The organism is Streptomyces sp. NBC_01306, from assembly GCF_026340465.1.
In the GTDB taxonomy this organism is placed as follows: Bacteria; Actinomycetota; Actinomycetes; order Streptomycetales; family Streptomycetaceae; genus Streptomyces.
Genome location: NZ_JAPEPC010000001.1, coordinates 2,525,931 through 2,538,299 on the forward strand (window position 1 = coordinate 2,525,931; position 12,369 = coordinate 2,538,299).

Sequence of the window (12,369 nt, forward strand, 5' to 3'; positions counted from 1 at the left end):
GTTGCCGACGGGGCCACAGACGGAGACACGACGACAGCCACAGCTACGGCTACGGCTACGGCTACGGCTACGGGGACAGCCTCGGCGAGAGCCACGGGGGCAGCCCCACACACGGACACGGCCATAGCCCCAGGCGGAGCCACGGGCTCGGCGGCGGGTGAGGCCGGCGTGATCGCGCGTGTGCGGGCGGGAGACGCCCAGGCGTACGCCGTGCTGGTGCGTGCGTACACAGGAATCGCACTGCGCGCGGCGGCTGCCTTCGGGGCCGGTCCGGACGCAGAGGACGTGGTGCAGTCGGCCTTCTTCAAGGCTTACCGGGCACTGGACCACTTCAAGCCGGGCGCGTCGTTCCGCCCCTGGCTGCTGCGGATCGTCATGAACGAGACACGGAACACCCTGCGCTCGGCGGTCCGGCAACGGTCCGCGGCAGGACGTGAGGCCGCGCTGGCGGAGGCTGAGCCGCTGATACCGGAGTCGGCGGATCCTGCGGTGGCCGCGCTGCGGAAGGAGCGCAGGGGGCTGTTGCTGGCGGCGCTGGACCGGCTGAGCACCGAGCAGCGGCTGGCTGTGACGTACCGCTATCTGCTGGAGATGGACGAGGCGGAGACAGCGGAGGCGCTGGGCTGGCCACGCGGCACGGTGAAGTCACGGCTGAACCGCGCCTTGAAGAAGCTGAGCAAACTGCTTCCGCCGCCGGACGGCAGCCAGTCGCCGGAGTCGGACGAGGGCGGGACCACGAGGGCTACGAGGGCTACGAGTGCCACGAGTGCCACGAGTGCCACGAGCAGCGTGAAGGGTGAGGCAGGACATGCACGGTAAGGGCGAGTGGGGTAGGCGCGAGCACGCCCGGCGTGATCCGGATCCACGGCTCCCTGCAGAGCTGCGGGCCCTGGGCCGCGCGCTCGACGGCGAGGGCTGGAGCGGAGAGCGGGGCGGGCCGGCCGGGCTGGTCGAGCCGGCTGGGCCGCCAGTCTCGGAGCCGTGGCCGACGTCGGGGTGGCCCGCGTCGGAGTGGGGGCCGGGATCAGGGTCAGGGCCAGAGTCCGGGTCCGGGTCAGGGCCTGGGCCTGGGTCAGGGCCAGAGTCCGGGTCCGGGTCCGGGTCCGGGCAGTCGATGGCCGAACGGGTGCTGGCGCGGATCCTGGCCGAGGGGGTGTCGGCTCCTACCGAGGACCCGGCACGGTCTCCGGAGCCGGGCCGGTTCGAACGGGCCCGCGCCTGGGCGCGCAGCCGGCTCGACTGGTTCGAGGGATGTGGCGGGGCGGACACCGACGGAATCGACGTGCGGTACACCCCTGCGCCGCATGCCCACCCGGCACGCCGGTCCACAAGGTTTCTTCCTGCCCGCCGTGGCCGACGATAGGAATGAGCACACGATGACCCGAACACCGTAGGACCCGCGCCCGTATGGCCCGTACGCCGTAAAAGCCGTACGCCCTAAGAACGGAGAACCCGTGTCAGTTACGGAAACATCGATCTCCTCCGCCGAAGCGCACAGCGCGCACAACTACCATCCGCTGCCCGTTGTAGTCGCATCTGCGGACGGCGCATGGATGACCGATGTCGAGGGGCGCCGCTACCTCGACATGCTCGCCGGTTACTCGGCGCTCAACTTCGGTCATGGGAACCGCCGGTTGATCGACGCCGCCAAGGCCCAGCTGGAGCGGGTCACGCTCACCTCCCGGGCCTTCCACCACGACCGGTTCGCCGACTTCTCCACTCAGCTCGCCGAACTGTGCGGCATGGAGATGGTGCTGCCGATGAACACCGGGGCCGAGGCGGTCGAGACCGCGGTGAAGACCGCCCGCAAGTGGGGATACAAGGTCAAGGGCGTACCGGACGGACAGGCGAAGATCGTCGTCGCGGAGAACAACTTCCACGGCCGGACGACCACGATCGTCAGCTTCTCGACGGACGCCGAGGCCAGAGCGGACTTCGGCCCGTACACCCCCGGTTTCGAGATCGTGCCGTACGGGGATCTGGCCGCCCTGGAAGCAGCGGTCGACGCCAACACCGTGGCCGTGCTGCTCGAACCGATCCAGGGCGAGGCGGGGGTGCTGGTGCCACCGGCCGGCTATCTGCCGGGCGTACGGGAACTGACGCGCGCCAGGAACGTGCTGTTCATCGCCGACGAGATCCAGTCCGGGCTCGGCAGGACCGGGAAGACCTTCGCCTGTGAGCACGAGGGTGTCGTGCCGGACATGTACGTCCTGGGCAAGGCGCTCGGCGGCGGGGTGGTGCCGGTGTCGGCGGTCGTCTCGTCGGCGGAGGTGCTGGGTGTCTTCCGGCCCGGCGAGCACGGATCCACCTTCGGTGGAAACCCGCTGGCGTGCGCCGTCGCCCTGGAGGTCATCGCGATGCTGCGGACCGGCGACTTCCAGCAGCGGGCGACCGAGCTGGGTGATCATCTCCACCGTGAACTGGGGCTGTTGGTGGGGAGCGGGGCGGTGGATGCCGTGCGCGGACGGGGGCTGTGGGCCGGGGTGGACATCGCCCCGGCGCTCGGCACCGGCCGGGAGATCTCGGAGAAGCTGATGGATCTCGGAGTGCTGGTGAAGGACACCCATGGATCCACCATCCGGATCGCCCCGCCGCTGGTGATCAGTAAGGAGGATCTGGACTGGGGGCTCACCCAGCTCCGGAGCGTGCTGAACATCTGAGGCGGCGGCCCGGCTGCTACAGGATGATGTGGGGCAGGAAGCGGGCGTACTCGTCCGTCACCGGCCCCGCTGACTCCCGGATACCGAGCCCCGCCGCTTCGTCCTCGACGACCCAGGCGCCGAGCACCACCCGGTTGCCGTCGAAGTCGGGCAGCGGGGCCAACTCCTGGTAGCAGCAAGCCTCGTCGGCCCGAACGCCGACGGCACCACTGACCCCGGAACCGCCAGCAGCCGCAGAACCACCACGGGCACCACCACCCCCAGCATCGGCACCATGGCCCGGGCCCGGGCCCGGGCCCGCGCTCGGCTCGTGGAGCAGGACCCCCGCGCCCTCGCGGCCGAGCAGGGGCTTGGAGACGTACCCCTTCGACAGGGCGAGTTCGCGCGGTCCGTCCAGGTAGGCGGGCAGCAGATTCGGGTGCCCGGGGTACAGCTCCCAGACCACGGCGAGCAGTGCCTTGTTGGAGAGGAGCATCTTCCAGGCGGGCTCTATCCAGCAGGTGGAGCCGGTGGAACCGCCGTTGTCGAGCGTGTCCAGGACGTGCGGACCGAAACTGTCCGTCGTCAGCCATTCCCAGGGGTAGAGCTTGAAACAACTGCGAATAAAGCGCATCCGCTCGTCGACGAACCGCCCGGACAGCGGGTCCCAGCCGATCCGTTCCACCGAGAGGGCCTCGGTGTCGATCCCTGCCTGCTGGGCGGTCTCCCGCAGATAGGCGGCCGTCATCAGATCCTCGCCGAGTTGGTCGGCTTCGGAGTGCACGAAGTGCAGGGGGCCCGGCGGCAGCAGCGGGGCCTGCCGTTTCCAGGCGGCGACGAGCCGTTCGTGCAGGGAGTTCCACTGGTCGGCGCCCGGGAAGCGGTCCTCCATCCAGAACCACTGGGGGCTGGCGGCCTCCACCAGGGAGGTGGGGGTGTCGGCGTTGTACTCCAGCATTTTCGCCGGACCGCTGCCGTCGTACCGGAGGTCGAATCGTGCGTAGACGGACGGCAGTTCGTCCCGTCGGTGCCAGGATTCGCCGACCAGCCGGGCCAGCCGGGGATCGGTGATGCCGAGCTCCGCGAAGCGGTCGTGGTCGACGATGTGGGCGGCCGCTGCCAGACACATCGTGTGCAGTTCTTCGACCACCTCCTCCAGCGCCTCGACCTCGGAAAGGGAGAACGAGTAGTACGCGCTCTCGTCCCAGTAAGGGCGCAGGGAATCGTCGGGATAGCGGGTCAGTGGATAGACCAGTCCCTGCTCCTCGACGATCTGCTGCCAGCCGGGGCGCGGTTCTGTGGTGTGCCGCTGCATGATGTCCGCCTGTTCCCGTTCCCGTACGTTCCGCGGTTCCGGCGCGTACCCGGCTCAGCCGCCGCTGGAGTGGAATCCGCCGCCGGAGTGGGAGCCACCGCCCGAGTGGGACCCGCCGCCGAAGCCGCCGCGGTGCACCGAGGGCTTGCTGAAGCTGCCGCCCGAGATCTTGCCGTGCTTGGACGAGCCGCCGTAGTAGTACGTTCCGTGGCCGGTGCCGTTGGTGCACTCGTACTTCGGCAACTGCTTGTGCGTAGCCGGATCGACGCACCGCTTGTCCACATCGGAGCCGCAGGCGGTGAGTGTCGCGGCCAGCATCCCCATTCCCCCGAGCACCACAGCACCCGACCTCATCTTGCGCATACGTTGACCTCCCCGTCAGTACAGCCCTGTGCAGCACAGCCCTGTGCAGCCCCGTACAGCCCTCCAGTGGCGCCTGTCGGTGTACAGACTAGATGTCATACCTGCGGGTGGCCGGTGTGGGCCCTTCTCCGCCCAAGTCTCCGGCCGGCCCCCGGCCGACTCACCGCCCAACTCTCTGCCCAACTAGAGTCCTTTCGTGCTCCTTGGAATGATCTGCGCCCTCGGTTCAGCGGTCTGCTTCGGTACGGCCTCCGTGCTCCAGGCCGCCGCGGCCCGGGCCTCCGCACCGGGAACCGGCTCCGGTGTGGACGCCGCGCTGCTCCTGCGCGCCCTGCGCCAGTGGCGCTACATCGCGGGGCTCGGCCTCGACGGGCTCGGCTTCGTACTCCAGATCATCGCCCTGCGCACGCTCCCCATCTACGCGGTCGGCGCCGCACTCGCCGCGAGTCTCGCGGTCACCGCCGTGGTGGCATCCCGCATCCTCGGCGTCCGGCTCTCCGGTACCGAATGGGGCGCGGTGGCCGTCGTCTGTGCGGGCCTCGGGATGCTCGGCCTCGCCTCCGGGGCCGAAGGCCACACGGGCGGGTCGTCGGCGCTGCGCTGGTCGTTGCTCGGGGTCGCGCTCGCGGTCCTCCTGGTCGGCACGCTGGCCGGCCGCCTCAAGGGCAAGGCGCGGGCGCTGGTGCTCGGTCTCGGTTCCGGAGTGGGCTTCGGGGTGGTCGAAGTCGCGGTGCGCCTCATCGACTCCGTCGACTTCACCAACCCGGCGCTGTACGCACTGCTCGTCGGAGGCGGTTCGGCCTTCCTGCTGCTCACCTCGGCGCTGCAGCGCGGTTCGGTGACCACAGCCACAGCGGGCATGGTCATCGGCGAGACGATCGGCCCTGCCCTTGTCGGCGTGGTCTGGCTCGGAGACCGTACGAGGGAAGGTCTGGCCCCGCTGGCGGTGGCAGGCTTCGCGGTGGCCGTCGCGGGCGCGCTCGCACTGGCGCGGTTCGGAGAGGCCCCGGCCACACCGGCCCCGGCCGAGACCTGTGACCCGGGGCCGACCGCCCGGGGCTGACGGGCGCACCCCCACTGCAACACCCACGGCAGCGCCCCCACTGCAACACCCCTACGGCAGCACCCGGCACAGCGCCTCCAGCGCCCCCGCCCACGCGCTGTCCGACGGCGTTGCGTACCCGACGACCAGCATGTCGCGCCCGTCCCGGACGTCCGCGTGCCGGAACTGGGAGCCCCCGTACAGCGCGAGGCCCTGCCAGGCCGCCGCCTGCACGACCGACTGCTCGGTGCCCGGGGGCAGTTCCAGTACGGCGTGCAGCCCGGCCGCGATCCCGGACACCCTGATGCCGGGGGCCCGTTCGGCCAGGGCCTGCACCAACTGGTCGCGCCGCCGCCGGTAGCGCAGCCGCATCGAGCGGACATGCCGGTCGTACGCACCCGAAGCGATGAACTCGGCCAGCGTCAGCTGCTCCAGCGAGCTGGACATCCAGTCGGAGTTCCCCTTCGCCTCCACCACCTCTGCCACCATCGAACCGGGCAGCACCAGCCAGCCGAGCCGCAGCCCGGGAGCGATGGACTTGCTGGCCGTTCCGCAGTAGACGACCCGCTCGGGATCCAGCCCCTGGAGCGCCCCGACGGGCTGCCGGTCGTAGCGGAACTCCCCGTCGTAGTCGTCCTCCAGAATCACCCCGCCCGTGCTTCTGGCCCAGTCGACGGCAGCCGTGCGCCGGTCCGGGTGGAGCGGGACGCCCATCGGGAACTGATGCGCCGGTGTCATCAGCACCGCGCCCTCCCGCCGCAGCTCGTTCGTACGTGAACCGAACCCGTCCAGCGGCAGGGCCCGCGTGCGCAGCCCGGCGTCGACGAGCAGGTTCCAGTGCAGATCGAGCCCGTACGACTCGACGGCCACGTCCCGTACCCGCCTCCCCCGCAGCACCTTCCCCATCAGCATCATCGCGTGGGCGAACCCGGCACAGACCACGATGCGGTCCGGGTCGGCGTGGACACCGCGCGCCCGTGCCAGATAGTCGGCCAGCACGGTGCGCAGCTCGGAACGGCCCCGCGGGTCGCCGTAGCCGAACGCCTCGTGGGGCGCCGCGGTCAGCGCCTTCCGCGCCGCCCTGAGCCACTCCGCACGCGGGAACGACGCGAGGTCGGGCAACCCGGGTCGGAGGTTGTACTCGGGCGCGCTCCGCCGCGACCGCCGGACAGCGGCCGGCTTCGGCTCCCCGCGCGGTACGGTCCGCGGGGCCACCCGCGTCCCCGACCCCTGCCGGGCGGTCAGCCAGCCCTCGGCCACCAGTTCGGCGTAGGCGTCGGCGACCGTGTTACGGGCCACACCCAGATCGACGGCGAGCGTACGCGAGGAGGGCAGCCGGGTCCCCGGCGCCAGCCGCCCCGTGCGAACGGCTTGGCGCAGCGCGTCCGTGAGGCCGACCCGCAGCCCGGGCCCGGTGAGTTCCAGATGCAGGTCTACGCCGAAAGTGGCCCAGGAATCCGTCACAGAAATGGACCATACCTCTGCGCCATGTCCCACGTAGCGTCGTAGTCACACACCGGACAAGGGCATGAAGGGCAGAGAAGACATGACGGACACAGCAGCTTCGGCAGACAGCGCGTACCTCCCCGAGCACACCCCCCGCCTCCATATGGCGAAGCTCGCCCCCGAGGTCTACAAGGCCATGATCAATCTGGATGCGGCGGCCCGGCAGGGAGTCGACCCGGTCCTGCTCGAACTGGTGAAGATCCGGGCCTCCCAGATCAACCACTGCGCGTTCTGCATGGACATGCACTCCAAGGACGCTCTCGCAGCGGGCGAGTCGGTCGAGCGAATCGTGCAGCTGAGCGGCTGGGAGGAGTCGAAGCACTTCTACACCGCGAAGGAGATCGCGGCGATCGAGCTGACCGAGGCCATCACGCTGCTCACCGACGGATTCGTACCGGACGAGGTCTACGCACAGGCCGCCGAGCACTTCGACGAGACCGAGCTGGCCCAGCTGATCGCGTCGATCACCGTGATCAACTCCTGGAACCGCATCTCCGTCACCGCCCGCATGGTGCCGGGCCACTACACACCGGGCTCCGTCGCCCACCGCCACTGACCGACCCGGCGCGACTGACCCGACCCGGCGTCACTGACCGACCCGGCGCGACTGACCCGACCCGGCCCAATCCGCCGCCCGATCCGCCACTGAAGGGCTCCGCCATGACGGACTTCCGCAGTCTCCACCTGGGCCGGTCCCCCGGCGATCCACTGGTGCTCCCCGGCCCGTGGGACGCGGCCAGCGCACGCGTCTTCGCGGAAGCCGGGTTCCCGGCGCTCGCCACCCCGAGTGCCGGAGTATCGGCCGCACTCGGTTACGCGGACGGGGACGCCCCTGCCGACGAGATGTTCGCCGCGATCAGCCGGATCGTCCGGGCGGTCGAGGGCTTCGGCGTGGCCGTTTCGGCGGACATCGAGGCCGGGTACGGCCTGCCTCCGGACGAACTCGCCGGGCGGCTGCTCGACACCGGCGCCGTCGGCTGCAATCTGGAGGACTCCTCCGGCGGAGTCCTCAACGACGCGCAGCAGAACGCGGACCGGCTCGCGGCATTCCGCGCGGCGGCGGGAGACGGCCTGTTCATCAACGCCCGCGTCGATACGTACATCCGGGGCGCACACGATCCGGCGCAGACCATCGACCGCGGCCTCCGCTACCTGGCGGCCGGCGCCGACTGCGTCTACCCGATCACGGCGCCGCCGGACCACCTGCCGGGCCTGGCGTCCGGGATCGGGGCGCCGCTCAACGCGCTCTTCCGGCCGAACGGTCCGTCGCCACAGGAACTGGGCAAACTGGGCGCCACCCGCATCACGTTCGGCGGCGGCCAGCACCGGCAGTCGATGGAACGGCTGCGCCAGGACGCGAACGCCCTGAAGGGCTGAGGAGTTGACGCGCTGACGCGCTGACGGCCGACCGAACCGGCACGCCGCAGCACCAGCCGCACCCGCCGCACCCGCCGCACCCGCCGCACCCGCCCGACGACACAGAACGCCCCCGGCGACCACATGGTCACCGGGGGCGTTCCTGCAAGCAACAGGCCTGCAAGCAGCAGAGCGGCAGCTCCGCAGAGCCACAGAGCGGACAAACGGGGTCCGGCTCAGATCAGGCCGAGCTCGCGGACCGCGTCGCGCTCCTCGGAGAGCTCCTTCACCGACGCGTCGATGCGGGCGCGCGAGAAGTCGTTGATCTCCAGGCCCTGGACGATCTCGTACTTGCCGCCCTTCGTGGTGACCGGGAAGGACGAGATGAGGCCCTCGGGGACACCGTAGGAGCCGTCCGACGGGATACCCATCGAGGTCCAGTCGCCGTCCGCCGTGCCGTTGACCCAGGTGTGGACGTGGTCGATGGCGGCGTTCGCGGCCGAGGCGGCCGAGGACGCCCCGCGCGCCTCGATGATCGCCGCGCCGCGCTTGGCGACGGTCGGGATGAAGGTGTCGGCCAGCCACTTCTCGTCGTTGACGGTCTCGGCGGCGTTCTTGCCCGCGACCTCGGCGTGGAAGATGTCCGGGTACTGCGTGGCGGAGTGGTTGCCCCAGATCGTGAGACGGCGGATCTCGGAGACCGGAACGCCGGTCTTCTGCGAGAGCTGCGAGATCGCGCGGTTGTGGTCGAGGCGGGTCATCGCGGTGAAGCGGTCGGCCGGTACGTCCGGGGCCGAGGCCTGCGCGATGAGCGCGTTGGTGTTGGCCGGGTTGCCGACGACCAGGACCTTGATGTCGTCCGCGGCGTTGTCGTTGATGGCCTTGCCCTGCGGGCCGAAGATGCCGCCGTTGGCCGCGAGCAGGTCACCGCGCTCCATGCCCTTGGTACGCGGGCGGGCGCCGACCAGGAGCGCGACATTGGCACCGGCGAAGGCGACGTTCGGGTCGTCCGTGATCTCGATGCCCTGAAGCAGCGGGAAGGCGCAGTCGTCGAGCTCCATCGCAGTGCCCTCGGCGGCCTTGAGCCCCTGCGGGATCTCCAGGAGACGCAGCTTGACCGGCACATCCGAGCCGAGCAGGTGGCCCGAGGCGATGCGGAAGAGCAGCGCGTAGCCGATCTGGCCGGCCGCGCCGGTGACGGTGACATTCACAGGAGTGCGGGTCATGGCGTTCTCCGTAAGACAGCTGGCGGTGGGGGTCCCTGCCCCTGGTGCGGGAAATCTCGGAGGCTCACACCATGAACTGAATCTTGATGTGAAGAGACTTCCGACGTCAGGCTATCCGACCCCGCACGCCACCAACCCCCGCCCCCGTGTGGCACGCCGCACACCGGCTCCGTACACCCCGTACAGGAGCGCGCGTTGACCCTGGGGACCACCCCTCATTCACGGGCGGAACAGCGCGGCGTACGGGGACCGACGGGCCCGCAAACCTGCAGCGGCGGTGGCCGCCGGCGTCAGGGGGGGGGAGACGCGGGCAGCCACCGCCGGGTGCAAGCACCCGTGGGGGGATAGCCATCGCCTGCCCCGGGAATCACGGGCCACTCCCCCGATTCTTTTTTTATTTTCCGGTGGCCGCACACGGGCGGTCAGCGGCCCGCCGCCGCAACGGAGTTCCGCGTCACCGCACGGTGAACCGCATCAGCCCTTCGAGGAACGGCACCTGCAGCCACGGTTGGGGCTGCACCATCAGCGCGAGCAGGGTGATCAGGAATCCCAGCACGCCGTACGTCAGCATGTCAGTGAAGCGCGAGCGCACCGCGAGCATCCCGACGGACCGCACGCACCAGCGCATCACGGCGCCGCCGAGCAGAGCGAGCCCCACCAGCAGCAGCCCCACCCGTGTCACGTCGAAGGCGACGAGCAGCAGTCCGACGCCGATCGTGACGAGCACCGTGAGCAGCGGCCACTGTCTGGCGGGCGCGGGCGCGTCACCGGGAGCCGCCCGGCCACCGCCCTCGGGACGCGCGGTGTCCCGCGTCACGGAGGGGAAGCGCCGGGTCGTCCGGACCGGCTCACCGTCCGGGCCCGGCGCACTGACGGCGTCCTCCCCATCGGGCGCGCCAGGCTCCTCGGCCTCGGCAGGCGACTCCGGCTCCGGCTCCGGCTCCGGCTCCGGCTGAGACTGGTCCTGGGCCTGGGCCGGGGCCTGCGAATCTGACTCCGCGCCCTCGACCTCCGCCGGCTCCTCCGGTCCGGAAGCCCCCGTCGGCTCCTCGGGTCCGGAACCCGCCGCAGCACGCGCAGCCCGCGCGGACCGTCCGGTCCCCGCGCCCTTGCTCCGCGCTCCGGGCCTTCCCGGCTCCCCGGGCCCCGTCCGTGCGGCCGCGTCAGCCGACACTGCGCTCCGCCGCCTCCACGACGTTCACCAGCAGCTGCGCGCGGGTCATCGGGCCCACACCGCCCGGGTTCGGAGAGACCCAGCCGGCCACCTCCGCGACGCCGGGGTGCACATCTCCGGCGATCTTGCCGTTCTCGTCCCGGCTGACGCCGACATCGAGGACAGCGGCGCCCGGCTTGACGTCCTCGGGGTTGATGATGTGCCGGACACCGGCAGCGGAGACGATGATGTCCGCCTGCTTGAGCATCGCGGGAAGGTCACGGGTGCCGGTGTGGCACTGCGTGACGGTCGCGTTCTCGGACTTACGGGTCAGCAGCAGCGGGATCGAGCGGCCGACGGTGATACCGCGGCCGACGACCACGACATGCGCCCCGTTGATCTCCACACCGTGGTGACGGAGCAGCTGGATGATGCCGTACGGGGTGCAGGGCAGCGGCCCCTCCTCGTTCAGCACCAGCTTGCCGAGGCTCGTCGGGTGCAGCCCGTCGGCGTCCTTGGCCGGGTCCATCAGCCCCAGGACGCGGTTGGTGTCGATGCCCTTGGGGAGCGGCAACTGCACGATGTATCCGGTGCATTCGGGGTTCTCGTTGAGCTCCCGGACGACCGCCTCGATGTCCTCCTGCGTTGCGGTGTCGGGGAGTTCGCGCTGGATGGACCCGATACCGACCTCGGCGCAGTCGCGGTGCTTGCCGTTGACGTACCACCGGCTGCCCGGGTCGTCACCGACGAGCAGGGTGCCGAGACCGGGGGCCACCCCCTTCTCCTTGAGGGCCGCCACGCGGACGGTCAGATCGGACTTGATCGCGGCCGCGGTGGCCTTGCCATCGAGAATCTGGGCTGTCATACGAGCCATTCTTCCAGGGGGCGTCATGATCGCCCAAGTTGCACTTGCACAACACATAGGGACTGCGACTGGACAAACTTACGCGCCATTTAGAAGCATGTGGTCCGCAGTGCCGCGGGCCGGTGTCGGGGGGCAGACCGCTCTGACGTTTCTTTCACCAATCCTCCGCTCGAACCGCGACGTCCCCGCATGAACCAACGGAGGAATTCAGCCATGAGCTTCGGCGACCCGAACCCGAACAACCCCTACGGCCCGCCGCCGGGGCAGCCGCAGGGCCAGCCCCAGCAGCCGCCGCAGCCGGGTTACGGATACCCGCAGCAGGCGCCGCAGGGCGTGCCGCAGCAGCCGGGCTACGGCTACCCGCAGGCCCCGCCGGTCCAGCAGCCCTACGGTGGCGGCTACCCGCAGCAGCCCGGTTACGGCGGCGGCCGGCCCCCGTACGCGGGCTGGTGGAGCCGGTTCGCCGCCCTCCTGATCGACGCGATATGCATCTCCATCCCGTACGGCATCCTCATCGGCATCGGTGGCGCCGTGGGCGGCGGCGTGGGCTCGACCGTCGCGGTGCTCGGCATCCTCGTCGGCATCGGGCTCGGCCTCTTCAAGATCTACAAGGAGGGCACCACGGGCCAGTTCCTCGGCAAGAAGGCCCTCGGTATCAGCCTGCTGCGCGAGGCCGACGGCCAGACCCTGGGCTTCGGCATGGCGTTCGTCCGCTACCTCGCCCACTTCGTGGACAGCATCGCCTGCTACCTGGGCTGGCTGTGGCCGGCGTGGGACTCCAAGAAGCAGACGTTCGCGGACAAGATCTGCTCGACCGTGGTCGTCAAGGTCGGCTGACCCGCACCCTGCTGGACCCGGGGGCCGTAACCCGGCGCGTATCGCGCCGAGTTACGGCCCCCGGCCG

11 protein-coding genes and 1 pseudogene are annotated in these 12,369 nt (G+C 70.5%); 6 read left to right on the top strand and 6 right to left on the bottom strand.

The features are described from left to right. Positions 1 to 168: 168 nt before the first annotated feature. Together OG385_RS10885 and rocD are read left to right on the top strand one after the other, a co-directional pair. Positions 169 to 819, top strand: a complete 651-nt coding sequence (locus OG385_RS10885; RefSeq protein WP_266854098.1) for an RNA polymerase sigma factor — start codon at positions 169 to 171, stop codon at positions 817 to 819. A gap of 635 nt (positions 820 to 1,454) precedes the next feature. Next, on the top strand, positions 1,455 to 2,660 hold the full coding sequence (rocD, locus tag OG385_RS10890) for an ornithine--oxo-acid transaminase (protein WP_266854100.1): 1,206 nt from the start codon (positions 1,455 to 1,457) through the stop codon (positions 2,658 to 2,660). 16 nt (positions 2,661 to 2,676) lie between these two features. Here the strand turns inward: rocD and OG385_RS10895 are convergent, their stop codons facing one another. After that, positions 2,677 to 3,954, bottom strand: a complete 1,278-nt coding sequence (locus OG385_RS10895; RefSeq protein ID WP_266854102.1) for a glutathionylspermidine synthase family protein — start codon at positions 3,952 to 3,954, stop codon at positions 2,677 to 2,679. Between the two features lie 54 nt (positions 3,955 to 4,008). Continuing rightward, complete coding sequence (locus OG385_RS10900; protein ID WP_266854104.1) at positions 4,009 to 4,317, bottom strand: hypothetical protein; 309 nt, start codon at positions 4,315 to 4,317, stop codon at positions 4,009 to 4,011. A 208-nt stretch (positions 4,318 to 4,525) separates the two neighbouring features. Here OG385_RS10900 and OG385_RS10905 point away from each other — a divergent pair, with 208 nt between their 5' ends. Then, entirely contained in the window at positions 4,526 to 5,380 is an 855-nt protein-coding gene (locus OG385_RS10905) for a hypothetical protein (protein WP_266860757.1), read from the top strand. A 51-nt stretch (positions 5,381 to 5,431) separates the two neighbouring features. Here OG385_RS10905 and OG385_RS10910 read toward each other — a convergent pair whose 3' ends face one another. Next, positions 5,432 to 6,823: a PLP-dependent aminotransferase family protein gene (locus tag OG385_RS10910; protein ID WP_266854106.1), complete on the bottom strand. Its 1,392-nt coding sequence runs from the start codon at positions 6,821 to 6,823 to the stop codon at positions 5,432 to 5,434. Positions 6,824 to 6,905: 82 nt separating this feature from the next. On the opposite strand from OG385_RS10910, the gene OG385_RS10915 reads away from it, so the two are divergent. Both OG385_RS10915 and OG385_RS10920 read left to right on the top strand, forming a co-directional pair. After that, complete coding sequence (locus tag OG385_RS10915) at positions 6,906 to 7,421, top strand: carboxymuconolactone decarboxylase family protein (protein ID WP_266854108.1); 516 nt, start codon at positions 6,906 to 6,908, stop codon at positions 7,419 to 7,421. Between the two features lie 104 nt (positions 7,422 to 7,525). Continuing rightward, positions 7,526 to 8,242, top strand: coding sequence for an isocitrate lyase/phosphoenolpyruvate mutase family protein (locus OG385_RS10920; RefSeq protein ID WP_266854110.1), 717 nt, complete (start codon positions 7,526 to 7,528; stop codon positions 8,240 to 8,242). A gap of 215 nt (positions 8,243 to 8,457) precedes the next feature. Here OG385_RS10920 and OG385_RS10925 read toward each other — a convergent pair whose 3' ends face one another. The 3 genes and pseudogenes from OG385_RS10925 to OG385_RS10935 form a co-directional block, all read right to left on the bottom strand. Further along, the gene (locus OG385_RS10925; protein WP_266854112.1) at positions 8,458 to 9,447 is read right to left on the bottom strand and encodes a malate dehydrogenase; all 990 of its coding nucleotides are present in this window, start codon (positions 9,445 to 9,447) and stop codon (positions 8,458 to 8,460) included. A gap of 454 nt (positions 9,448 to 9,901) precedes the next feature. Continuing rightward, a pseudogene (locus OG385_RS10930) lies at positions 9,902 to 10,327 on the bottom strand (DUF3017 domain-containing protein); the annotation flags it as partial. 283 nt (positions 10,328 to 10,610) lie between these two features. Continuing rightward, positions 10,611 to 11,465: a bifunctional methylenetetrahydrofolate dehydrogenase/methenyltetrahydrofolate cyclohydrolase gene (locus tag OG385_RS10935; protein ID WP_266854114.1), complete on the bottom strand. Its 855-nt coding sequence runs from the start codon at positions 11,463 to 11,465 to the stop codon at positions 10,611 to 10,613. 213 nt (positions 11,466 to 11,678) lie between these two features. On the opposite strand from OG385_RS10935, the gene OG385_RS10940 reads away from it, so the two are divergent. Beyond that, positions 11,679 to 12,302: an RDD family protein gene (locus OG385_RS10940; protein ID WP_266854116.1), complete on the top strand. Its 624-nt coding sequence runs from the start codon at positions 11,679 to 11,681 to the stop codon at positions 12,300 to 12,302. Positions 12,303 to 12,369 lie beyond the last annotated feature (67 nt).